Source organism: Hymenobacter lucidus, from assembly GCF_020447265.1.
In the GTDB taxonomy this organism is placed as follows: domain Bacteria; phylum Bacteroidota; class Bacteroidia; order Cytophagales; family Hymenobacteraceae; genus Hymenobacter; species Hymenobacter lucidus.
The window spans coordinates 16,532-39,191 of the sequence record NZ_JAJADR010000001.1 but is presented as its reverse complement, the minus strand read 5'-3'; the positions used below and the strand labels follow the sequence as shown (position 1 = coordinate 39,191).

The following is a 22,660-nucleotide window of genomic DNA, read 5'->3' as shown; positions in this document are numbered from 1 at the left end:
CTAGTATGAAACGCAACATATTCCAGGTTATTACCGTCGTTTGGTTCTTGTTACTCTCCGTAACGGTACTGGCGCAGGGTGAGGCCTTCGCCCCGGTGCGCAATGCCATCCGGAGCGGCTCTTCCCGAGAACTTTCCCAGTATTTTGGCTCGACGGTGGAATTGAGCTTTGACGGTGACAAGCAGAGCTATAGCTCGACGCAGGCTGAATTCGTGATGAAAGACTTCTTCGCCAAGAATTCTCCCGCCGGTTTCGACTTTGTGCACTACGGTGGTAGTAACGAAGGAACGCCCTACGCGGTTGGCAAGTACGTGAGCAAAACCGGTGCCTACCGGATGTTCGTCAAGATGAAGTCGGCCCAAGGCAATTTGGTCATCGACACCATCGATTTTACCAAGGAATAGTCCGCTGACTGGCTCCGAAGCGCTAAGAATTTGAAAAAAAGCCACTTACTGCTTCCCTACGATACCCATTAAGCGGCCAATTGTTTTTGAGGATTCCAGGAAAGGCTCCGGCGCAAGTCGGGGCCTTTTTCTATTTTTGCACCGTGCAAATTCCACCCTACCTCACCCCCGACGCTCTCACCACCTTTATTCGCACGGCCCTGGCCGAGGATATCGGCGACGGCGACCATTCTTCCCTGGCGGCTATTCCGGCCGAAGCCCACAACCGGGCGCATCTGCTGGTAAAAGGCGAAGGTGTGCTGGCGGGCGTAGCGCTGGCCCACCTTATTTTCCGGGAAGTGGATGCCGACCTGCAGGTAGAGCAACTCCTCAACGACGGTGACCGGGTAAAACACGGCGACATTGCCTTTATCGTAGAAGGCCGTTCCCAAAGTATCCTGACCGCTGAGCGCTTGGTACTCAACTGTATGCAGCGCATGAGCGCCATTGCCACCTACACGGCCCACCTCACCAGCCTGATGGCCGGCACCAAGGCCAAGCTGCTCGACACCCGCAAGACCACCCCCAACTTCCGCATCTGCGAGAAGTGGGCAGTGCTTATCGGGGGCGGCGTAAATCACCGATACGGTCTTTTCGACGGTATCATCCTCAAAGACAACCACGTAGACTACGCCGGCGGCATCCGCCCGGCCATTGAAGCCACCAAGGCTTACCTAGAGCGCACTAACCGGCAGTTGCCCATCGTGGTCGAAACCCGCACGCTGGCCGAAGTGCAGCAGGTGCTCGACATTGGCGGCATCGACCGGATTATGCTCGACAACATGGCGCCCAGCCTGCTGCGCGAGGCCGTGAACCTGGTTGACGGCCGCTGCCCAACCGAAGCTTCGGGCGGCATTACTGAGCAAACCATTGCCGAAGTAGCCGGCACTGGCGTCGACTATATTTCGGTAGGCGCGCTTACTCACTCGGTTAAGAGCCTAGATCTGAGCCTGAAAGCGTTTTAATTTCAAATGTGAAGAATGTGGTAGATGTGCTGAATGTGGAGTGTTCTACGAACTGAATCCACATCGTCATTTTCACATTCACCACATTCAAAACACATTTTCTCATTACCCCAATGCAACAACCCAACCAACGCGGCAGCTACCGGCAGCAGGCCCAGGGCCCCGCGCCCATGGCCATCCGAACCAAAAAATACCAGCTCAGCACTGATACTTACACGAGCATGGCCATGGCGCAGGTCTGGAAGAAAGAATGGTGGTATGCCTTGATTCCACTAGCTATTGGTTTGCTGCCGGCCCTCATTTGGCCCTCGTGGTGGTGGGTGCTGGGTGCTTTTCTGCTCACGCTGCTGTTTGTGCTGCTGCGTTCGGCCCAGATTACGGGCGTGGCCCAGATGGAGCAAAGCAAGGCGCTGTTTGAGCGTATGAACTACGAAATCGACAACCGCCAGATCGTGCTGCGCCAGAGCGAAACCAAAGGCATGGGTCTCACTTGGGACATGATTGGGCAGGCCCGCCGCGACGACGACGCCTACCTGCTGTGGCTGCAGCCCCCGGCCGCGGCCGACGAGCTGCAAGGCTTCAAGGGCTGGATGGCGCGCACCTTCAATGTGCCGATTTTCCTGCACCTGCCCCTGCGCATCTTCAACTCGCCCAACGATATCAAGCTGTTTGACTCGATGCTGCGCCGGAAAAACCTGCTGCCGGCCCAATCTCCCGCGCCGGCCGCGCCGACGAGCCCAACTTCCGCGTAACTTTGCGCCCGCCCGGCCGGTACTGTAATTTCGGCTACCGCTGGCTGGGCCATAGGTAATTGGCCGACTTGCGGCTTGCTACCGGCTATCTACTTTGCATTTCAACTTCTTACGAACATGACTAAGACCCTCCTGCTCTCCGCTTTGGCCGTGGCCAGCCTGGCCCTGAACGCCTGCAGCGGCGAACCTTCGGACCTGCGTCCGGAAGCTAAAGTATCGCTCGACCAGGTAGCGCCCGGCTCCCGCTCTACCGACAACTTTGACCAAGGCACTGCGGAAGAAGCCCACCAGGCTAAGGGCGGCGCCATTGCCGAGCCCGTTAGCTCCCACACCGACTTCGAGAAAGACCGTCATCCTACTGCTGAGCACGGCATTTCGGCCAACGGCGAGGAGACTGACCGCACCAAAAAGGAGGCAGCTGCCCCCGCTTCGGCCGAAACGCCCCATGACAACAGCGAGAAGCCTGCTGAAAAGATGAAAGAGGAATAGAAACCTCTTTACTATAAATCGTTTGGCCCCAGCGCCAGCTGCCTTTGCCTTTGGGTCGGGGTAGCTGATGTTGGGGCCGATGTATTCTACTGGCGACGGGCTGCGCCCCAAGTGTCGGCAGCTTTTTGTAACATTGTTGCAAAATAACGCCGCTGCGTCTCTTCGTAGTGGCCGATGTGCCGCTCCTTTTCCGCCCACTTTTGCCTGCCTGATGCCACAACCTGTTGCTGAATGGTTTAGTACCTGGTTCGATTCGCCCTACTACCATCTGCTCTACCGGGACCGTAACCACTCCGAGGCTCAGGCCTTTATCGACGAGCTACTGGTACATCTGCACCCCAAGCCGGCTACCCGCCTGCTGGACCTGGGCTGCGGCAAGGGCCGGCACGCCATTTACCTGAGTGAGAAAGGCTACGACGTAACCGGGGTAGACCTGTCGCCGGAAAGCATCGACTACGCGCGACAGTATGCCACCGAACAACTGCGCTTCTACGTGCACGACATGCGCGACCCACTGCCCTACGGCCCGTTTGATTTCATATTCAACCTGTTTACCAGCTTTGGCTACTTCGCCAACGAAACCGAGAACGTAGTAGCGCTACGCTCGGCGGCGGCGGCGCTGCGCCCCGGCGGCAAGATGGTTATCGACTTTATGAATACCGAGCTGACCGTGCGTGAACTGGTGGCCCGGGAGGAAAAGACGGTGGATGGCATCACCTTTCAACTGCGCCGCCACCTCGATAACGACTTTATTGTCAAAGAAATAAGCTTTGCTGACCGGGAGGGCCAGCCGCAGCACTTCGAGGAGCGGGTGCGGGCCCTGAGCCAGGAACGGTTTGAGGAATACTTCCAGATGGCAGGGCTAAGGCTGGCCGAAGTGCTGGGCGACTACCACTTAGCGCCCTACACCGAGAAAACCAGCCCCCGCATGATCTTTATTCTGAAGAAATGAAAATTAATGTGCTGGTGTGCTAATGGGGAGAATGTGCTAAAGGTAGTTGGGCGTCATTACAACACATTGCCCACATTGCTCACATTCGGCGCATTGACCACATCCTATTAGCACATCAGCACATTTCCCACATTAGCACATTAACCATGTGGATTGCCGTTTTTCTGTTGTTTCTTACCGTGATGGGCGCGGGGTGGCTGACGCGCTTTGTACCAACGGCACGTACTACCTGGATGAAGCCGCTGCTGGCATTCAGCGGGGCTTATCTATTCACGCTCACCATTATGCATCTGCTGCCGGAGGCCCTGAGCCTGGCTCCCGCTCTAAGCCACCGCATTGGCTATTTCGTGTTGGCAGGCTTTTTTGGGCAGCTGCTGCTGGAGGTTTTCTCGCAGGGCGTGGAGCACGGCCACGTGCATTACCACACTTCCCACGCCGGCCGGGTGCCCTTTCTGCTGCTGTTTTCGCTGGTGCTACACTCATTTCTGGAAGGCAGCATATTAGTGAAGTCGCCAGACGCAGCGGGTGTGGGCCAGAACTTCTACTCCATTCTGACTGGCATTGCCCTGCACCATATTCCGGCGGCTTTTGCCCTGATGGCGGCGCTCTTGCTACGGCTCAACAGCTTTAAGCGGGCTTTCCCGTACTTAGTGGTGTTTGCGCTGGCCGGCCCAGCCGGTATCATCGTCAGCAATTACGTGGTGCTGGAAGAGCTGCTACAAGACGGCTGGTACGCGGCCTTGCTGGGTTTGGTGGCTGGCAACTTCCTGCACGTATCCACTACCATTCTGTTTGAAACCAGCCCCGAGCACCACCTGAACCTGCCCAAACTAGGCGCCACAGTGGCCGGTTGCGCCCTGGCCCTGGCCGTAGATCTGGTGTAAGCGCTTACAAGTCGGCGTCGATGGTGGGGCCGGAGCCGCGCAGGTACCGTTCGAGTTGGGTAGTGCGGGCGGTTTGCCGGTTCAGGGCCTCCTGGAGCGTGACAAGCCGCTGGCGCATAGCAACGATGATGTCGATGGCCTCTTTGCTCATGCCTAAGTCGTGGTGCAGGCGGGCAAGGCGGGCCAGGTGGTCGGTTTCGCCCAGAATGGCTTCGGGCGTATCGGCCGGCCGGAGCAGCCCCAACTCGATAAACTCCCGGATATCGGCTTCGCTCAAGCCGTACTGGACCGAGCATTCGCGCAGCGTGATGGTGATGAGGTGGGTTTCCATAACGGGTCAGGCTTCGTTGCGGAGGGCGGCCAACTGTTGAATCAGGCCTTTTTCTTCGTCGGTCAGGTGCTGGGGCAGCGTCAGGGTGAGGCGTAGGTACAGGTCGCCAAACTGGCCGGCCTGCCGGTACACCGGAAACCCTTTGCCGCGCAGCCGCAGGCGGGTGCCGTTCGGCGTTTCGGGCTTTATTTTAATCTTCACCGGCCCGGAAAGCGTATCGACTACCTGCTCTCCGCCCAGCAGCGCCTTATAGATGCTTACGGGCACGTCCATCGTCAGGTCGGAGCCGGTGCGGGTGTAGCGGGCGTCGGGCTGGAGGCGGATGGTAATGTAGAGTGAGCCGCTGGGACCTCCGTTGCGGCCGGGCGCGCCCTGGTCGCGCAGCCGGATGGTCTGGCCATCTTCTACCCCGGGCTGAATGGTGATGCGCAGCTTTTTGCCATTCACCGTGAGCGTGCGGGGGCCGCCCTGGTAGGCATCTTCCAGCGTCAGCTCCAGCTCGGCCTGGTAGTCTTGGCCAGCGGCTGCGCGGGGGCTACCCCCGGCCCGGCCGCTGGCGCCGCCAAAGATGGAGCTGAAGAAATCGGAGAAGTCGGCCCCGCCGAATGGGTCGTTGCTGCCGCCCCCGCCGAAGCCGCCGCCCGGCTGGGCATATTGCGACCAGTCGAAGCCGCCGCCGCCCGGCTGACTGCCGCGGCCAGCTCCGGCCTGCTGGTAGCGCTGCCAGTCGGCGCCCAGCTGGTCGTATTTGCGGCGCTTTTCTTCGTCGCTGAGTACTTCGTTGGCTTCGTTTACCTCCTTGAACTTCTGCTCCGACTGGGCGTCGTTGGGGTTCACGTCGGGGTGGTGCTGGCGGGCTAGCTTGCGGTAAGCCTTCTTGATCTGGTCGGTGGTAGCATTTTTGTCTACCCCCAGAATCTTATAGTAGTCTTTGTAATCCATTGATGAATGAGCGGATGAGTGACTAAGTGTGGGTTGATCAAAGGCAAGGCAGCCTTTCATTCAACCTGCACTCAGCTACTTTTTCAGTGGGTCGTGGCCCCAGTTCATGAGTGAGTAGCGCCAGCGCGAGTGTTCTTTATCGGCGTGTGGCCCTTGGGCCAGGTGCCGGCTGATGTAGGCATGGACCTTGTGCATGTGGGCCTCATCGGCACTGGTAAGGTCGGCTTTTTTCTTGTGTAGAATGGCAATAATATGCTGGCCGGATTTATGGCCGATGCTCTCTCCGTCGCCGGCATCCTGCCCCACCGATTTGGACTCTGCCGTGGCCAGCCACTGCTCTAGCTCCGAGGCCGTCATATTCACTTGCTGGCGGAATTCGGCGTATATATCCGTTGAGTTGGAAGACGTAGTCATACTGTTGAGTCTAAATTAAGTTAAAAAAGATGCATTGGCAGTGCAAAAACACTTTTCTAACGCCGGGAATGCATCGGAGGTTACTTTAAAGCGGCCGGGAACTTTACCCGGCTTTTTGTATTTTACACCACTGACAACAGTCGAAATCCTCTCTCACCCCAACTTACTAGCGTATGCAACTCCGTTTCTCATTTCTGCTGACTCTCGGGCTGGCTGTGGCAGGCTTCGCCGCGCAGGCTCAAACCAAAGTTGCCCCGCGCCGGGCAGTAGCTCCCAAGGAAAAAGTAGTGGTCCGGGAAGGCGTTACGATGAAGGACGGCGTAGTGATGCAGGGCGGCAAAGTGCTGGTAACCCAGCAGGGCCACACCATGTCGCTGACGGAGCCAACCACGCTGACCAACGGCACCAAAATCATGGCCGATGGCACCGTAACCAAGGCTGACGGTAGCAGCGTAATGCTCACGGAAGGCGACATGATGTCGCTCAGCGGCCGCCTCACCACGGCCGCCATGAAGGCCGAGCAGGATAGCCTGATGATGGCCGCCAAAAACGGCGGGGGCAAAACTAAAATGAAAGCCAAGCGCAAGTAGCCTTTTACCGGCTATTTATAATGAAACAAGCTCCGGGGCCGTGCGCGCCGGAGCTTGTTTTGGTTTTGGGGCTTAGCGCTGGGTGTAGTCCAGCAGGATTTCCCGCACTTCGTTATCGTCGCGGGCTTCCACGATTTCATTGATGACGAACTGAATTTCGGCCTCGGTCCAGCTCTGAGCTTCGGCCGCTTTTACGAAGACGCTCAGGGCCGTAAACCGGTCGGCTTCAGCGGGCTGGAGCCACTTTACTTTTTTGCGGATGCGCATATAGCAACAGCGGTTTGAAGTGAAAAAAGATGGGGAGGCTTACCGCTTGCCGGCGGCTTTCACCACCTTCAGCTGCACCGGGGCCACGCCGGCCTCCACGATGTTAATTTTACGAGCTGCCTTGCGTGAAAGGTCGATGATACGGCCTTTGGCGTGCGGACCACGGTCGGTTACGGTTACTTTCACCGAGCGTTTGTTGCGCGGATTAGTCACTTTTACTACCGTGCCGAAGGGCAGCGTGTTGTGGGCCGCCGTGAGCTTGTTGGGCCGGTAGGTGGTGCCACTGGCCGTTTTGCGGCCGTTGAACTTGTCGGCGTAATACGATGCGCCGCCCGACTGGGTAAAGGCATCTTTACTGCCGCCGCAGCTGCTGAGCAGGGCCGCCGCAACCAGCAGGCTGCCCGATACGGCACGAAAAAAGGATACGGTCATCAGCAGAATCGTTAGTTGGTGCCGGGTCGGGGCTTCTTGCTGGCTTCGGGAATACGCAGGGCCAGCAGGCTTTGGAAGTTGCCCTGAAACACGTTAAAATCGACGGTACCCCGGATGCCGGGTACGTAGGCTTCGTCGCTGTGCTGCCAGATAATCCACTTCTCGCGGGGCAATACCGGGGTTTCCACCTCGTAGTGGGCCAGCCAGAGTGGGTAGTCGTCGAAGTGCCCAGCCAGGTGGCGCTTGTAGAAGCTGTAATTGGAATACAGAATGGGCCGCACGCCGTAGTGCCGCTCCACGAGGCGCAGCCAGGTGCCCACGCCGCGCCGCATCACGGCCACATCATGAAACTCGGGCGCTTCCACGTCGAGCACGGGCGGCAGGTCGCCGGGGGAAAGCGGCACGGTGCGCGTAAACAGGTTGGCCTGCTTGGCCCCGTCGTAATTGGGCTGAAAATAGTGGTAAGCCCCTCGGTACACACCGGCCGCCCGGGCCTCGCGCCAGTTGCGGCGGAAACGTGCATCGCGCAGCGTAACGCCCTCACTGGCCTTGATGAAGGCAAACCGCACCTGGTGCTCGGCCACAGTTTTCCAGTCGATAATGCCCTGGTACGACGATACGTCGATGCCGTGCACGGTGTAGCCGGCCAGCAGCGGCGTTTTTTCACGGCCCGTGAGGCTGCCCAGCGTGAAGCTGGCGTAGGCCCGCCGGGCGTAACGGTGAATTTGGCGCTGATACCGCAGGTACGTCGCCAGAGCCGCTACGGTCAAGGCCAGCACAGCCAGGCCTAGGTAGCGGCGCCAGGGCGAAGCGGCGCGGCGGCGGGAAGTAGGTCGTGGACGTCGGTTCATGAGAGTGGCCATGCCAAAGGTAACGAACATCTTGGGCCCAGTGATGCCCGGCAGGGGCCAAAACCAGCCTGCTAATGGCAAAGAAAGGGCATGGCTCGTATATGCACAGGCTTTTGAGCACCTTTGTAGTTCCTTTTTGCTTTCCCTATGCCTCACCCCGATCCTACCGACGTCCGCGACGAATCCGGCCATCTTATCCGTGAGCTGCACGGTATCAAACTAGCCCAGATACTAGAATACCTGGTGGCCCATTACGGCTGGCCCGGCCTCGATGAGCGCATCAAAGTCAACTGTTTTGCGGTAGACCCCAGCATCAAGTCGAGCCTCACGTTTCTGCGCCGCACACCTTGGGCCCGCACCAAGGTGGAAGATCTGTACATAAAAACCCGCACGGCAGAGGTGCTGGGTCGGAAGCTGCCTTAACACCGGCCCCGCACGATGGATGATGACCTTTGAAAGGGAAAGAAGGTATTCCGGCTCCCATCCGTAGCTGATAACCGCCGTCGGCCAGTGGCGCGCTCCACTGGCCGACTTGTTTTTGTAGCTTGGGACCCGATGGCTGAAATCACCGAAAAAACCGGACCACTGGCGCGCCTTGTCGGCCTGTTCCTATTCATTGCATTCGAAACCGGCGCGTATTACCTGCTGAAGTACCTGACCTCGGGCCTGGGCATGGCCGACCAGATGCAGCCCGAGAATACTATCGTCAGTAATTGGGTGAAGACCGTGGTGTTTCTGCTGCTGCACCTAGCGTTGGTAGTAGGAGCCGTGCTGGTGCTCAGCAACCGGCTGCCCCGGCGCTACCGTGGGCAGGTGATGGGCTGGTTTTACCTCTCGCTGCTGCTGGGTTTCGTGCTGCTGATTCCGCTGTTTGGCTGAAGCAGGGCAATAAAAAAGCCACTGCGGAGGCAGTGGCCAGGTGGAACAATGGCGTCGGTCGGCCCCGACGATATATACAAAGCAGCTGGAGCAGATTCCTAGCGCTGCTTGATTTCGATTTCGCGCTTCTGGGCGGCGGCATCCTTGAACGGAATGCGCACCTGCAGCTCGTGGCCCTTATGCACCGCGTCGATACGGCTCAGGTCGAGGGTAGCGGGCAGGTCGAGGGTATGGGCAAACAGCGGAGCGGCCAGCTTATCCTCGGGCTGGTGGCGGAACTCGCAGTACACCGTCAGGCGGCTATTGTCGAGCACTACGTGGAAGTTTTCGGGGCTTACGGCCGGCACAGCCACCCGCACGACCACGCCCTGCTCGCGGGTATCTACGCGCACTGCTGCCTGCGCCGTGCCGCCACCCAACGTGTTGAGCAAATCGAGCTGGGGGGCAATGTTGCGAATAAACTCTCGGCTAATCAGATTCATGGCGGTTTTCCTTTCTTGGTTGAGAGCATAAATACAAATGCTGTACCAGCTCTAAGGTCCCGGCCGAAACGCAGCATTCAAGCCATATTGGCCGGCAACGTTGCCTCCCAAGTACCTTTTACGGCCATAATGGCACCTAAAATCGTGCTTCTTCAGGGTTTACAGCAGGTTATCTGACGCTTTATCATTTTTGCCCAACGGCGGGGGCGTGCCTTACCGGGCAACAAAAAAGGCTCCTCGGAAGAGAGCCTTTTTTGTCGATCAGCTACTCAGCATCAGCTACGCATTGGCTCGATGGCCGTTTTTATTGGCCCGTCCCTGTGCGCTGGTCTGGTAAGTGGCGCGCTGCTCCTGCCCGACCGGCTGAGTACCAGTGCCGGTGCGTTCCGGCTCGTTGCCCATGTTCTGTACCGGCACGTCGGTAGCCCCTTGGCCCACGCGTTCCGACATCTGGCCCTGGGGTTGTCCGGCGTTGACCTGGCCGGCCTTTATTTCAATTTGATGCCGCATGGTTTTCTGCTCATCCTTGGGCACGGTGATGCGTAGTACACCTTGCTCAAAGCGGGCTTCAATCTTTTGCGGATCAACAATATCGGGGAGCTGGAAGGAGCGGTGGAAGGACCCAAACGAGCTTTCGACCACGTGGTAGCGCCGCTCATTCTGCTCGTTCTGGAAACGCCGTTCCCCGGATATCGTCAGGCGGCCCTGCTGAAAATCAAGCTTGATGTCCTCGGTTTTCATGCCGGGCAAAGCAGCTTCGATTTCGTACCCTCGCTCGGTTTCGTAGGCATCTACCTGCGGAGAGAAGCTGGACAGACGGCCGCGGGAAGCCAGCGAGTCGTTGAAGAATCGGTCCAACATGGAGCTAAAGGAGGCGGGCATCATGTCGGAGAGGTTGTCCTGAAATTTCTGGATAGCCATTGTAGTGGTTAGTTAAAATGGTGGAACAGAAAAAACGTGCTTTATACGGCGGGCCAATTCTCCCGGGTTTCACTAAAAAAGCAGTTTTTTAGTGCTTTTTTCAGGCCCTAAAAATATCATAATTACCTGCTAAGATGATACTTCCGGCGCCCTGCTGCCACCTACGTATACGTCTCCATCTCCTGACTTTCCCCGTCCCGAACTCATGAAAAAGCCGGCCGCCCGCTTCAATTTGCGCAAACTACCTAGTCGGGCACCCCACGAGCTGCACAAGCAGGAAACCAAGCGCGAAACCGCCCGAATTCGTCAGGACCTAGTGGAGCTGCAGGACCGCCTCTACGCCGAAAATCGGCAGAGCGTGCTTATCATTCTGCAGGGTATGGATGCCAGCGGCAAAGACGGCCTGATCCGCACCGTGTTCAGCGGGCTGAATCCGCAGGGCGTGCGGGTGCATTCGTTTAAGGAGCCCACTACCGAGGAGCTGGCCCACGATTTTCTGTGGCGGGTGCATATGCACGCCCCGCGCCACGGCATGATTCAGGTGTTCAACCGCTCCCACTACGAGGATGTGCTTATTACCCGCGTGCTCAAGCTGATAACGACTGAGGAAGCCCGGCGGCGCTTCGCGGCCATTAATGCCTTTGAAAAGCTACTGCAGCAGGCCGGCACCACGGTGCTCAAATTCTACCTACACGTATCGGAAGATGAGCAGCGCGAGCGGCTGCAGGAGCGCATCAGCGACCCGGCCAAGCAGTGGAAGTACGAAGCCGGCGACCAGGATAAAGCCCGGCAGTGGCCGCTCTACCGCAAGATGTACGAAGACGTATTCCGGCACTGTAGCCCCGACAGCTGCCCCTGGCACCTGGTGCCCGCCGACCAAAACTGGTACAAGGCCTACGTGGTAGCCAAAACCCTGCGCGATGCGCTAAAAGAGCTGAATCCGCAGTACCCGGCCAGTAAGCTGGCCCGCCCCCGGGAGTAAGAAGCCGTACCGACAGTAAAACGACCGTCCTGCTGAGCTTGCTCAAGCAGGACGGTCGTTTTACTGTCGGTACCCAACAACGTTAGCACGCGAGATACTTCGTATGACGTTCTTTCAGCAGTACTCTTGCTACGTTACAACATCCAGGCGTCGTCGGTTTGGGCCAATATTTCGTTCTGCCACACCAGTTGCTCCTCCTGAATGGGGTAAGGCGCGTCGTGGCGAATGGTTTGGTACACGGCTTCGAACAGGCCGGTGTAATTGCCCGGTAGAGAAGGCAGTACGGTGGTGGTTTTCACATCGTTGGCCCCAGCCAGGGTAAGGCTGCCGGCGTGTTCGGCGGGCTCGATGCCGTAGCCGGGCGCCAGGGGCGAAAGGCCGCTGATGAGCTGAGCCTCCTGCACGTCGCTGCGGTGCTTGCGGAAACTGCCCTGCGTGCCGTGCAGCACGAAAGCCGGCAGCGCATCGGCAATGAGCAGCCCCGATGCCACCGTAGCCGTGAAGCCCGAATACAGCAGCTGAATGGAAAAGTAGTCGTCGACCTGGGTGCCGGCGCGGAAGCGGCCGGTGGTTTTGCGCGACTTCAGCGGCTGCCCAAACAGGCTGATAACCTGGTCGAGCAGGTGAGGGCCCAGGTCGTAGAGCAGGCCGCTGCCGGGCAGGGGCGTTTCCTTGAAAGGCTTAGGGTTCAGCGCCGTTTTGAACCGGTCGTACCGAAACGTGACTTCGATGAGCTGGCCCAGCTGCCCGCTTTCCACCACCTGCTTCACCTGCTGAAAGTCACTGTCCCAGCGGCGGTTCTGATAGGCCAGCAGATGCCGACCCTGCTGCCGGGCCAGGGCCCACAGCTCCCGCACCTCGGCTGGCGAGGTAGCCACAGGCTTTTCCAGCAATACGTGTTTGCCGGCCAGCAGCGCCTGCTGCGTGAAGTCGGCGTGGGTGTTGCTGGGCGTATTTACCACTACCAGCTCCAGCGAGTCGTCGGCCAGCAGCTCGGCCACGCTGTCGTAGCTTTTCACCTGCGGGTAGTGCTCGTGGGCTTCCTTGCGGCTGCGCTCCGTTACGGCGGCCAGCTCGAAACCGGGGTGGGTGGCTACAAACGGGGCATGAAATACCTTGCCCGACATACCGTAGGCCAGCAGGCCCGTGCGAATCTTGGTCATAACTGAAAGCGGAAAAGCCAGTGTACGGCTCAGTGTACGGCCCGGCGGCCGGCAGGTGCAAAGTACACGCCCCGCCCGGACTTTTCCTTTATTTCAGTAACCAGCAGTATCCCAGAAACAGCCGCTACTTCTGTTCCGCTGTTTTTTGGTCTTATGCTTTAGCAAACCACTTAAGCAACGTACGCAGCTTCTCTAGGTACGACTGCGACACGTGGGTGGGGTCGTCGGCGGCCGGTGTGGCTGGGGCCGGAAGCGGCTTTTTAGCGGGTGTTTTGCTCACGTTGGTCTTTCTCCCGGTGTGTCGTGCCGCCGATGCTTTCTTGGTGGCCGGCCGACTCATCTTAGCCAGTAGTGAAGGCGCAGCCGGCGTATGAAACTGCCAGGTAGGGTTACCATCCAGGGCGTACATGGCTTGCTGGCCGGTGGCCTCATTCTGAAAATACTCCACCACCCGGGCGTAGTAAGTCTTGTTGGGCAGCAGGTTGCGCAGGGCCACGAGGCTGTCGGGACCGGCGGCTACCACGAAGGTGCCCTTGCCCAGCGCCGAGCCGTGGCCATAGCTGGCATCGGCGGCGTAGCTGGTGCCATCCTGGGGCAGGTTTTCGACGGGGCTACCTTCCTTGAGCACCACCAAGCGCCGAGTGCCGTTACCGTTGGTCCAGCGCAGGGTGGCGGTGGTGGGCTGCACGGCGGTACCGCGCAGATGGGCCGCGTTTTGGTCGGGCGGAAAGAAATCCTGGGCGGGCCACTCGGTCACACCTTCCACGCATTCCCAGCCCAGCTTTTCCAGGTCGTTCCAGAAGCGGTTGGGGTTGGCGCGGCCGTTCAGCAGAATGGCCCAGGTGTAGCCGTCGGCCGTTTGGGCTACGCAGCTGGCGGTGCCGTCGAGGCTGCCCGTGTGCCAGTTCACCTTTTTGCTCACCATCCAGCCTTTGCCGTAGTGGCGGTTATTTTCTGAGGGCTCCTGCATCAGCTCCACGGTGGCCGGCGCCAGCACGTCGGGGCGGGCGGGGTTGCCGTCGGTGGCCAGCAGAAAGCGCACCAAGTCGCGGGCCGTAAACAGCCAGCCGCCGTGGGCATTCATGGCCTCCAGGTTCCAGCTGCCGTAAGGGGCCGATACGCTTTTGCCGGTGCCGTAGCACGAGGCGCGGTGGTCTTTGCTGAAGTATTCGGCTTCCCGCTCGGCTTTGTCGGCCAGCAGGTTGTGGCCCAAGTGGGCTTCCTGAATGCCGGCCGGAGCCAGAATGTGCTGCTGTACCCAGGCTTCGTAGGGCTGCCCGGTTACCTTTTCCAGAATCTTGCCCAGCACCAGGTAGCCCACGTTGGAATAGGCAAACCGCGCCCCGGGCCGGAAATCGAGGCCTTTAGTGAGCAGGAAGCGCACCATCGTGGAGTCGCCAACGGGGTTGGGTACGCTCAACGCATCGGCCACGTGCAGCGGGAAGTCGATGGGGTCGGAGGTGGAGAAGCCGTCGGTGCCGTTGTTGCGGTTCCAGCCGGCGCTGTGCTCCAGCAGCTGTTGTACTGTAATGTCGTAGATCCGCTCGTCGTGAATGGCGCTGGTGTAGTAGGCCGACTGTAGGTAGCCCTCCGGCCCGAAGGCTTTGTGGCTCAGCTCGATGCGCCCTTCTTCCACCAGCTTCATAATGGCCGTAGCCGTCACGGGCTTCGATACGCTGGCTACTCGCAGCAGGTGAGAGGGCTGCAGGGGCACGGTACGGGCCAGGTCGGCGTAGCCAAAGGCGCGGCTATACACCAGCTTGCCCTGCCGGCTGATAGCCACGGAAGCACCGGGAATTTTCCAGCGCTGCATAAATTGCTCGATGGCCGCGTCGCAGTGAGCGAGCTGCGGGGTGGAGGCTCCGGTTTGGGCTAGCGCAGGAAAAGCCAGCAGCCCCAGCAACAGGGCCAGTAATTTCTTCACAAATCCAACTTGGCAGGTAACAGGCTAAGCCGACCATTTCAGGCCAGCTCAGTCTTCCGACTGAACTACAAGTTTATTGTATTATTCCGAACAAATGGTTATTCGTTAAATAGAATAACTTGTAATTTTTCAAGCCTGAACACTGACTACCCAACTGACTAACAACGGTTAGCAATGGCAAAGGCAATTGCCGGCCTTCTTGGCCAGCCCAGCCCAATAGAACTATAAGCGCATCTGGCGTGGCGACAGGCCGGCCCCGGCAGGCTCGCTCGGCCTCTGGTGCGGCCGGCAGAATACCCAGAAGTGGGTATTGCGGAAGCAGACGCCGGTGAGGAATATTGTGCTCGTCTTAGCTGCCGACGGCAAGAGTAATTCAGGGGCAGGTGGGGCGTATCGGAGCCGGCGTCTTCGTCAATAAAGCGTACTACATACGGCGCTCCGGCGCCAGATCCGGGCAAGTAGTGGTTGGGCGTTTGAACTCTCAACCCGCTTGTTTACAGGCGCGGGGCTTTGTCTCGTGCCTGTTTTTTTGCTGGCCCGCCGCAATATTCCGGCCGCCCGTTCCGGATTGCAGAGCTGAGCCGTAGCTTTACCGGCTTAAAGCCCGCCATGATGCTGCCCCCGCCGCCCGAGTTTCTAACCATCGACTACCGCCCCGATCTGGGCATATTGGTGGTGCGGTGGCAGCGGCTAATTACGGTGGCCGAAATGCAGCAGGGCTACCTGCTGCTGCTCGAATACGCGGCACACTACCGCTGCCGGCACTGGCTGCTCGATGGGCGGCGGCGCTTCAATACCGACCGGGAAGGGGCTCAATGGATGGTCGCTACCTTTCTGCCGCTGCTGCAGCCACGCCTGGGCGCCCGCACCTACCTGGCCTACCTGCTGGCCCCCGTTACGCTGCGCGACCAGGATGCCGACGCTGCCTTTCCACCCGCGGCCTATTTTCAGGACAAGCCATTTCTAGGGGAGCGGTTTGTGGAGGAAGGTGCGGCTATTGCGTGGCTGCAGCGCCAGCTGTAAGTTGTTATCAGCTAGGAACCTGAATTACCCTTTTTTCTACTAGCAGCCATGAAACCACGCCGCGCCGCCCAGTCTTCACGCAAGTCCACCGTATTTGCCCCCGAAAACCGCTTCGAGCAGTGGGATGCCCGCACGCTGGCCGCCCACCCCGATACGGAGTTTGAGCAGTGCCATTTCGTGGGCGGCGACTTTTCAGGGGCTAACCTAGGCGCTTTTCGGTTTACCGACTGTCTGTTTGAGCGCTGCAACCTGGCCTCGGCCAAGCTCTCGGGCGCGGGCCTGCAGAACGTGGCCTTCACCGACTGCAAGCTCTCGGGCCTACAGTTTGCAGCCTGCCGCGACTTTCTGTTTGAGGTCCATTTCACGGGCTGCCAGCTGCACTACGCCTCGTTTTTTGGCAAGAAGATGCGCGGCGCCCGATTCGTGGGCTGCTCCCTCACCGAGGCCGACTTCACCAGCGCCGACCTCACCGAAGCCGTGTTTCAGGACTGCACGCTGCTCAACGCCGTGTTTCGCAATACCCTGCTCACGGCCGCCGACTTCACCACCGCCTCCCAGTTCAGCATCGACCCCGACGGCAACACGCTTACCAAGGCCCGCTTCACGCTGCCCGGCCTGCTCGGGCTGGTGGGCAAATACGGCGTGATTGTCGAGTAGGCCGCTAGCGCGGCAAAACCCTGGCTGGCCGGTGGTAGTTTAGCTTACTTACGTTCGTCCATTATACCTTCCCTTCTACCTATGTCCAGCCTGTTCACCCCGCTTACCATTCGCGGCCTCACGATTAAAAACCGCATTACCGTGTCGCCCATGTGCATGTACAGCAGCATCGATGGGTTTGTCAACGACTGGCACGTGGTACACCTGGGCAGCCGGGCCGTGGGCGGCGCGGGCCTGATTATTACCGAGGCGGCGGCCGTGTCGCCGGAGGGCCGCATCACCCCCGACGACCTGGGCATCTGGCACGACGAGCACCTGCCGGGCCTCAAGCGCATTACCACGTTTCTGGCCGAGCACGGCGCGGTGGCGGGCATTCAGCTGGCCCACGCCGGCCGCAAAGCCAGCACCTACACGTCCTGGAAAGGCAGCGGCATCGTGCCCGAAGCGGAAGGCGGCTGGCAAACAGTAGCGCCCAGCGCCATTCCCTTTCACGCCGGCCAACCCGCCCCCACGGAGCTGGACCAGACCGGTATCGACAGGGTAATTGCCGACTTCCGGGCGGCTACGCTACGGGCTTTGGCTGCTGGCTTTCAGGTGGTTGAGATACACGCAGCCCACGGCTACTTGCTCCAGGAGTTTCTGTCGCCGCTGAGCAACGCCCGCACCGACAGCTACGGTGGCTCGTTCGACAACCGCATCCGGCTGCTGCTGCAGGTAGTGGAAGCTACCCGCGCCGAGTGGCCGGCCGAGTACCCGCTGTTTGTGCGCATCTCGGCCACCGACTGGACCGAGGGCGGCTGGACGCCCGCCGACTCGGTGGCGCTGGCCGCCATTCTCAAAGACCGGGGCGTGGATCTGATTGACTGCTCGACCGGCGGCAACGTGCCTACCGCTGATATTCCGGTGGGCCCGGGCTACCAGGTGCAGTTTGCCGAAAAAATCCGCCAGGAAGCCGACATCCTGACCGGGGCCGTGGGCATTATCACCAACGCGGCCCAGGCCGAGGCCATCATTGCCAGCGGCCAGGCCGACCTGGTGCTGCTGGCCCGCGAAATGCTGCGCGACCCGTACTTCCCGCTGCACGCGGCCCAGGAGCTGGGCGTGGACGTGGCCTGGCCCGATCAGTACGCCCGGGCGAAGCGCGCGAAGAAGTAGGTGCGCTTGGCAATTAAGGCTAAATATAAAACGGTCCTGCTGCGCTTGCCGAAGCATCTCTCCCGCAATGGTAACTGATTTTACCGGTGCAGTATAGATGCTTCGGCAAGCGCAGCAGGACGTTATTTTAGGGTGGGCCCTGACCCTAATCAGCCAATTGGCCCTGCGCCTGCAGCCAGTCGAAAATTAGTTGGTCGACGGGCGACACCTGGGGCCGGTGCTGGTAGGTGAGCCAGACCACTTCCGCAATTTCGGCGGCGGGCTGCAGCACGCCCTCGTACCGGGCCGCGTAGCAAATCATCCGGACCAGCACCCCGGCGGCGTGGCCGTGGGCCTGAGCCTCGAACGTCCCGATATAGCGCAGGCTGCCGGGCTCCAGCTCCACCGTTAGCTCCTCCCGGATTTCTCGGATCAGGGTTTGGGCATCGGTTTCGCCGGGCTCCCGCTTGCCGCCGGGAAAGTAGTAACGGTTTTTGCCGTGGCTTCTGGTGCTGAGCACCTTGCCCTGGTGCAGATGCAGCCAGGCCACTTTGTCGATGACGTGCATAGGGCAGTTGATAATTGGGCACCTTATATATAGAGTGCGCGCGCAAAGATAAGCTGGGCCAATGCAGCCCCGCCCGCCAATGCTGGTCTTTGGGCCAACTCCCCAACCTGCATGTTCTCAGCATGACCAAACGTACTACTCTCCAGGCCTGCGCGGTGGCCGCCGGCCTGGCATTGGCCACCGGTTGCGCTACCAGCAGCCAGACGCCCCAAACGGCCGCCACTCCCACACCAGCCCCTACGGCTACGGCCTCGTTAGCGCCCACTACTACGGGCTCCGCCACCACTGCCCAGGAGGGCGTGGGCATCAACCTCGCCGACCTCGACCGGTCGGTGGCACCCTGCGAGGATTTCTATCGGTTTTCGGGTGGCAACTGGCTCAAGAACAACCCCGTGCCCTCCTACGCTAGCCGCTGGGGTCCGCGCAACCTGCTCAGTGACCGTATTCAGCTGCAGCTGCGCCAGATTCTGGACGAAGCCGCTGCCAACCGCAGCGCCGCCAAAGGCTCGAACCTGCAGAAAGTAGGCGACTTCTACGCGGCGGCCATGGACACCGTGGCCATTGAAAAGGCCGGTATTACGCCCCTGAAACCCGAGCTGGACCGAATTGCGGCCATTAAGGACCTGAAAGGCGTGCAGGATGAGATTATCCGGCAGAAATTCCTGCAGACCGGCTCCTTCTTCCGGGCCGGGGTAGAAGTGGACGAAAAGAAGTCGACCCAGTATACCATTGGCTTCAACCAGGGCGGCATCACCCTGCCCAACCGCGACTACTACTTCAAGCAGGATGCCCGCACCGAAGCCATCCGCGGGGCCTACCGGAAATACCTGACCAATATGTTTGGGCTGCTAGGCGACGACCAGGCCACGGCCCAGAAAAATGCGGCGGCCGTGGAGCGCATTGAAACCCGCCTGGCCAAAGCCTCCCGCGCCCCCGTGGAATTGCGCGACCCGCAGGCCAACTACAACAAGCTCACCGTAGCCGAGCTGCAGAAGCGCTACCCCACCCTGAACCCGCAGCGGCTGCTGAGCGCCCTGCAGCTGGGCGCGGCCAAGGAGGTGAACGTGGGTCAGCCGGCTTTCTTCGAGGAACTGGACAAAGTGCTGCAGACCGAGCCCGTGGGCGACCTGAAAACCTACCTACGCTGGCACCTGGTCCGCTCGGTATCGGCGGGGCTGCCCAAGGCCTACGTGGAAGAAACCTTCCGCTACAACCAGATCCTGGCCGGCACCAAGCAGCAGCTCACCCGCTGGAAGCGGATGCTGGCCGCTACCGACGGCACCCTGGGCGAGGCCTTCGGCCAGCTCTACGTCGATAAGGCCTTTTCGCCGGCCGCCAAGCAAAAGGCCCTCGACATGCTGGCCAACATCAAGGCCTCGATGGCCGAGCACATCCAAACCAATACCTGGATGAGTGAACCCACCAAGGCCGAAGCGCTGAAAAAACTCAACGCGCTGAAGGTGAAAATCGGCTACCCCGACAAGTGGAAAGACTATTCGGCCCTGAAAATCTCGCGGGAGTCGTTGGTGCGCAACCTGCTGGCCGCCCGGGAGTGGGACTACCGCCAGGACCTGAAAAAGTACGGCGGGCCCATCGACCGGAACGAGTGGGGCATGACGCCGCCCACAATTAACGCCTACTATAACCCGCCGATGAACGAAATCGTGTTTCCGGCCGGCTACCTCCAACCACCTTTCTTCGACCCCAACGCCGACGACGCAGTAAACTACGGCGCCATCGGTGGGGTAATGGGCCACGAAATGACCCACGGCTTCGACGACCAGGGCCGGCAGTACGACGCGGCCGGCAACCTGCGCGACTGGTGGACGCCCTCCGACGCGGCCGAATTCACGAAGCGCGCCGCCGTGGTCGGCCGCCAGTACTCGGCCTTCTCCCCGCTCGACTCGGTATTTGTGAACGGCAAGCTCACGATGGGCGAAAACCTGGCTGATTTCGCCGGGTTGACTGTGGTTTACAAGGCCCTACAGAAGCAGCTCGACAAGCAGTACGGCGTGGGCAAACGGCCGCTGATTGACGGCTTCACGCCCGAGCAGCGCTTTTTCCTGAGCTGGGCCCAGCTGCGGCGCTCCAACATCCGGCCCGAAGCCCTGCGCCAGCAGATCCTGACCGACCCCCACTCCCCCGACCAGTACCGCACCATCGGCCCGCTGATGAACATGCCCCAGTTCTACGAAGCCTTTGGCTGCCAGCCCGGGCAGAAGATGGTGCGGGCCGACGACGACCGGGCCAAAATCTGGTAATTGCGCCGCTCAAAATCACCCGCTACCTTTCCTCAGCGGAACCAGACCGCCCGGCAGGTTGTCGGTGCATCGGGTTCCGCCCTTTTTCTGCTTCCCACTTTTACTCCCATAATGACCAATAAAAATCAACTCCTGCTCGCCGTTGGAGCTGCCGCCGGCCTCACGCTGGCCGGCTGCGCCGCCAGCAGCACCGCCACTACGGCTACCACTACCGCGGCGGCCACTACCGCCGTAGCCGCCGCGCCAGCCGCTCAGCCCTCCATTCCCGGCGTGGGCCTCGACGTGAACAACATCGATAAGTCGGTGTCGGCCTGCGACAATTTCTTCCAGTACGCCTCGGGCACCTGGCTCAAGAACAACCCGATTCCGGCCGCCGAGTCGCGCTGGAGCTCCTGGAACACGCTCATCAACCAGAACGAAGCCGTGATGCGGCAGATTCTGGACGATGCCGCCGCCAACCGCACTGCCGCCAAGGGTACCAACCTGCAGAAAGTAGGCGACTTCTACGCCTCAGCCATGGACTCGGCCGCCATTGAAAAGGCCGGCCTGAAATACCTCAAGCCCGAGCTGGACCGCATTGCCGCCATCAAGGATTTGAAAGGGCTGCAAACCGCCCTGGCCCGCCAGCAGATGCTCCAAACCCGCTCGGTGCTGGGCGTGGGCGTGGCCCAGGACCGCAAGAAAAGCACCGAGTACGCCGTGTACATGATGCAGGGCGGCCTCTCCCTGCCCGACCGTGACTATTACCTCAAGGACGATGCCCGCTCGAAGCAGGTACGCACGGCCTACGTTACCTACCTGACCAACATGTTCCGGCAGCTCGGCGACACCGAAGCCGCCGCGGCCAAGAATGCGGCCACCGTAGTGCGCCTGGAAACGCGCCTAGCCAAGGCCTCCAAGGACCGCGTAGCCCTGCGTGACCCCTACGCCAACTACAACAAGATGACGGTGGCCCAGGCCAGCCAGCAATTTCCCAACCTGGGCGTAACGGGCCTGCTCCAGCAACTGGGTCTGGGTTCGGCCAAAGAGGTAATTGTGGGCCAGCCCGACTTCCTGAAGGAAGCCAGCACCGCCCTGAAAGCTGAGCCGGTGGGCGACTGGAAAACCTACCTGCGCTGGCACCTTGTCAACTCCACGGCCTCAGCTTTGCCCAAGGCTTACAGCGACGAAGCGTTCCGCTTCAGCCAAGTGTTGAGCGGCGCCAAGCAGCAGCAGCCCCGCTGGAAGCGTATGCTCCGCTCGACCGACGGCACGCTGGGCGAAGCTTTCGGCCAACTCTACGTGGACAAGGCCTTCACGCCCGAAACCAAGCAGAAGGCCCTGGAAATGGTGAACAACATCAAGGCCTCGATGGCCGAGCATATTCAGCAGCTCGACTGGATGAGTGCCGCGACCAAGACCGAAGCCCTGAAAAAGCTGAACTCGTTTACCGTTAAAATCGGCTACCCCGACAAGTGGAAGGACTACTCGGCCCTGAATATGTCGCGCGAGTCGTACCTGCAGAACGTAATGGCGGCTCGGATCTGGGAATACAAAGACGACGCCCAAAAATTCGGCAAGCCCATTGACCGGGGCGAATGGGGCATGACGCCGCCAACGGTGAATGCCTACTACAACTCGTCACTAAACGAAATCGTGTTTCCGGCCGGCATCATGCAGCCACCCTTCTTCGACCCCAAGGCCGACGACGCGGTAAACTACGGTGGCATGGGGGCCGTTATCGGCCACGAAATCACCCACGGCTTCGACGACAAAGGCCGGCAGTCGGATGCCGAAGGCAACCTGCGCGACTGGTGGACCAAGGAAGACGCCGACAACTTCACGAAGCGCGCCGACATGGTGGGCGCCCAGTACTCGGCCTTCTCCCCGCTCGACTCGGTGTTCGTAAACGGCAAGCTCACGATGGGCGAAAACCTGGCCGACTTCGGCGGCTTGGCCCTGGCTTATTCGGCTCTGGAAAAGCAGCTGGAGAAGAAATACGGCTCCAACCCGCGCCCCAACTACGACGGCTTCACGCCCGAGCAGCGCTTTTTCCTGAGCTGGGCCCAGATCTGGCGCACCAACGCCCGGCCCGAATACCTGCGCCAGCAGGTGCTCACCGACCCGCACTCCCCGGCCCAGTATCGCACCAACGGCCCCCTGATGAACATGCCCCAGTTCTACGAGGCGTTCGGCTGTAAGGAAGATGCCAAAATGGTACGCGCCGCCAACGAGCGGGCCAAAATCTGGTAATTCCGCAGCTTCGTTTTAGCAGCTTAAAAGGCGCTCCATAGCACATGGAGCGCCTTTTTTCGTTCCGGCGGCCCGGCAGTGCCCACGCCCGTAGCCGGGCATTACAACTGGGCCGATAATCC

26 protein-coding genes are annotated in these 22,660 nt (G+C 60.1%); 15 read left to right on the top strand and 11 right to left on the bottom strand.

The features are described from left to right. The first annotated feature begins 5 nt into the window (after window positions 1–5). The 6 genes from LGH74_RS00190 to LGH74_RS00165 all read left to right on the top strand — a co-directional run bounded on the left by LGH74_RS00190 (window position 6) and on the right by LGH74_RS00165 (window position 4,485). Window positions 6–404, top strand: coding sequence for a DUF4783 domain-containing protein (locus tag LGH74_RS00190; protein ID WP_226170129.1), 399 nt, complete (start codon window positions 6–8; stop codon window positions 402–404). 143 nt (window positions 405–547) lie between these two features. Continuing rightward, entirely contained in the window at window positions 548–1,408 is an 861-nt protein-coding gene (gene nadC / locus LGH74_RS00185) for a carboxylating nicotinate-nucleotide diphosphorylase (RefSeq protein ID WP_226170126.1), read from the top strand. A 113-nt stretch (window positions 1,409–1,521) separates the two neighbouring features. Then, entirely contained in the window at window positions 1,522–2,160 is a 639-nt protein-coding gene (locus tag LGH74_RS00180; protein WP_226170123.1) for a hypothetical protein, read from the top strand. Window positions 2,161–2,277: 117 nt separating this feature from the next. Further along, on the top strand, window positions 2,278–2,649 hold the full coding sequence (locus tag LGH74_RS00175; RefSeq protein ID WP_226170120.1) for a hypothetical protein: 372 nt from the start codon (window positions 2,278–2,280) through the stop codon (window positions 2,647–2,649). Between the two features lie 211 nt (window positions 2,650–2,860). Further along, on the top strand, window positions 2,861–3,601 hold the full coding sequence (locus LGH74_RS00170) for a cyclopropane-fatty-acyl-phospholipid synthase family protein (RefSeq protein WP_226170117.1): 741 nt from the start codon (window positions 2,861–2,863) through the stop codon (window positions 3,599–3,601). Window positions 3,602–3,747: 146 nt separating this feature from the next. Then, window positions 3,748–4,485 carry a ZIP family metal transporter gene (locus LGH74_RS00165; protein WP_226170114.1) on the top strand — a complete coding sequence of 246 codons (738 nt, stop codon included), beginning with the start codon at window positions 3,748–3,750 and terminating at the stop codon, window positions 4,483–4,485. A gap of 4 nt (window positions 4,486–4,489) precedes the next feature. On the opposite strand, the gene LGH74_RS00160 is transcribed toward LGH74_RS00165, so the two are convergent. From LGH74_RS00160 to LGH74_RS00150, 3 genes are all read right to left on the bottom strand, one after another. Continuing rightward, entirely contained in the window at window positions 4,490–4,816 is a 327-nt protein-coding gene (locus tag LGH74_RS00160; RefSeq protein ID WP_226170097.1) for a chaperone modulator CbpM, read from the bottom strand. A 6-nt stretch (window positions 4,817–4,822) separates the two neighbouring features. Continuing rightward, on the bottom strand, window positions 4,823–5,758 hold the full coding sequence (locus tag LGH74_RS00155; RefSeq protein ID WP_226170095.1) for a DnaJ C-terminal domain-containing protein: 936 nt from the start codon (window positions 5,756–5,758) through the stop codon (window positions 4,823–4,825). Between the two features lie 75 nt (window positions 5,759–5,833). Further along, window positions 5,834–6,172 (bottom strand): DUF3140 domain-containing protein, encoded by a 339-nt coding sequence (locus LGH74_RS00150; protein ID WP_226170092.1) that lies wholly within the window; start codon window positions 6,170–6,172, stop codon window positions 5,834–5,836. Window positions 6,173–6,345: 173 nt separating this feature from the next. On the opposite strand from LGH74_RS00150, the gene LGH74_RS00145 reads away from it, so the two are divergent. Further along, window positions 6,346–6,762, top strand: a complete 417-nt coding sequence (locus LGH74_RS00145; RefSeq protein WP_226170089.1) for a DUF6799 domain-containing protein — start codon at window positions 6,346–6,348, stop codon at window positions 6,760–6,762. A gap of 72 nt (window positions 6,763–6,834) precedes the next feature. Here LGH74_RS00145 and LGH74_RS00140 read toward each other — a convergent pair whose 3' ends face one another. The 3 genes from LGH74_RS00140 to LGH74_RS00130 are packed head-to-tail and all read right to left on the bottom strand — an operon-like array spanning window position 6,835 to window position 8,312. After that, window positions 6,835–7,029 carry a hypothetical protein gene (locus LGH74_RS00140; protein ID WP_226170086.1) on the bottom strand — a complete coding sequence of 65 codons (195 nt, stop codon included), beginning with the start codon at window positions 7,027–7,029 and terminating at the stop codon, window positions 6,835–6,837. A gap of 39 nt (window positions 7,030–7,068) precedes the next feature. Continuing rightward, entirely contained in the window at window positions 7,069–7,461 is a 393-nt protein-coding gene (locus LGH74_RS00135; RefSeq protein ID WP_226170083.1) for a septal ring lytic transglycosylase RlpA family protein, read from the bottom strand. 11 nt (window positions 7,462–7,472) lie between these two features. Then, complete coding sequence (locus LGH74_RS00130) at window positions 7,473–8,312, bottom strand: glycoside hydrolase family 25 protein (protein ID WP_226170080.1); 840 nt, start codon at window positions 8,310–8,312, stop codon at window positions 7,473–7,475. 147 nt (window positions 8,313–8,459) lie between these two features. On the opposite strand from LGH74_RS00130, the gene LGH74_RS00125 reads away from it, so the two are divergent. Beyond that, entirely contained in the window at window positions 8,460–8,735 is a 276-nt protein-coding gene (locus LGH74_RS00125) for a VF530 family protein (RefSeq protein ID WP_226170076.1), read from the top strand. A 132-nt stretch (window positions 8,736–8,867) separates the two neighbouring features. Next, window positions 8,868–9,191: a hypothetical protein gene (locus tag LGH74_RS00120; protein WP_226170073.1), complete on the top strand. Its 324-nt coding sequence runs from the start codon at window positions 8,868–8,870 to the stop codon at window positions 9,189–9,191. Between the two features lie 98 nt (window positions 9,192–9,289). On the opposite strand, the gene LGH74_RS00115 is transcribed toward LGH74_RS00120, so the two are convergent. Together LGH74_RS00115 and LGH74_RS00110 are read right to left on the bottom strand one after the other, a co-directional pair. Further along, on the bottom strand, window positions 9,290–9,673 hold the full coding sequence (locus tag LGH74_RS00115) for an Hsp20 family protein (RefSeq protein ID WP_226170071.1): 384 nt from the start codon (window positions 9,671–9,673) through the stop codon (window positions 9,290–9,292). A gap of 279 nt (window positions 9,674–9,952) precedes the next feature. Then, on the bottom strand, window positions 9,953–10,594 hold the full coding sequence (locus LGH74_RS00110) for an Hsp20/alpha crystallin family protein (protein ID WP_226170068.1): 642 nt from the start codon (window positions 10,592–10,594) through the stop codon (window positions 9,953–9,955). A 205-nt stretch (window positions 10,595–10,799) separates the two neighbouring features. On the opposite strand from LGH74_RS00110, the gene LGH74_RS00105 reads away from it, so the two are divergent. Beyond that, entirely contained in the window at window positions 10,800–11,576 is a 777-nt protein-coding gene (locus LGH74_RS00105; RefSeq protein WP_226170066.1) for a PPK2 family polyphosphate kinase, read from the top strand. Between the two features lie 134 nt (window positions 11,577–11,710). Here LGH74_RS00105 and LGH74_RS00100 read toward each other — a convergent pair whose 3' ends face one another. Beyond that, entirely contained in the window at window positions 11,711–12,739 is a 1,029-nt protein-coding gene (locus tag LGH74_RS00100; protein ID WP_226170065.1) for a Gfo/Idh/MocA family oxidoreductase, read from the bottom strand. A gap of 151 nt (window positions 12,740–12,890) precedes the next feature. Beyond that, a complete protein-coding gene (locus LGH74_RS00095) occupies window positions 12,891–14,663 on the bottom strand; it encodes a serine hydrolase domain-containing protein (protein ID WP_226170063.1) in 1,773 nt (590 codons plus the stop codon). A 609-nt stretch (window positions 14,664–15,272) separates the two neighbouring features. Between LGH74_RS00095 and LGH74_RS00090 the strand changes: the two genes are divergently transcribed. The 3 genes from LGH74_RS00090 (at window position 15,273) to namA (ending at window position 17,498) form a co-directional block, all read left to right on the top strand. Then, the gene (locus LGH74_RS00090) at window positions 15,273–15,686 is read left to right on the top strand and encodes a hypothetical protein (RefSeq protein ID WP_226170061.1); all 414 of its coding nucleotides are present in this window, start codon (window positions 15,273–15,275) and stop codon (window positions 15,684–15,686) included. A gap of 48 nt (window positions 15,687–15,734) precedes the next feature. Beyond that, complete coding sequence (locus LGH74_RS00085) at window positions 15,735–16,343, top strand: pentapeptide repeat-containing protein (RefSeq protein ID WP_226170059.1); 609 nt, start codon at window positions 15,735–15,737, stop codon at window positions 16,341–16,343. Window positions 16,344–16,424: 81 nt separating this feature from the next. Next, complete coding sequence (namA, locus tag LGH74_RS00080) at window positions 16,425–17,498, top strand: NADPH dehydrogenase NamA (protein WP_226170057.1); 1,074 nt, start codon at window positions 16,425–16,427, stop codon at window positions 17,496–17,498. A 145-nt stretch (window positions 17,499–17,643) separates the two neighbouring features. On the opposite strand, the gene LGH74_RS00075 is transcribed toward namA, so the two are convergent. Then, window positions 17,644–18,045, bottom strand: a complete 402-nt coding sequence (locus tag LGH74_RS00075) for an NUDIX hydrolase (protein ID WP_226170055.1) — start codon at window positions 18,043–18,045, stop codon at window positions 17,644–17,646. 122 nt (window positions 18,046–18,167) lie between these two features. Here LGH74_RS00075 and LGH74_RS00070 point away from each other — a divergent pair, with 122 nt between their 5' ends. Together LGH74_RS00070 and LGH74_RS00065 are read left to right on the top strand one after the other, a co-directional pair. Next, complete coding sequence (locus LGH74_RS00070) at window positions 18,168–20,306, top strand: M13 family metallopeptidase (RefSeq protein WP_226170053.1); 2,139 nt, start codon at window positions 18,168–18,170, stop codon at window positions 20,304–20,306. A gap of 111 nt (window positions 20,307–20,417) precedes the next feature. Next, complete coding sequence (locus LGH74_RS00065; RefSeq protein WP_226170050.1) at window positions 20,418–22,538, top strand: M13 family metallopeptidase; 2,121 nt, start codon at window positions 20,418–20,420, stop codon at window positions 22,536–22,538. The last annotated feature ends 122 nt before the right edge of the window (window positions 22,539–22,660 follow it).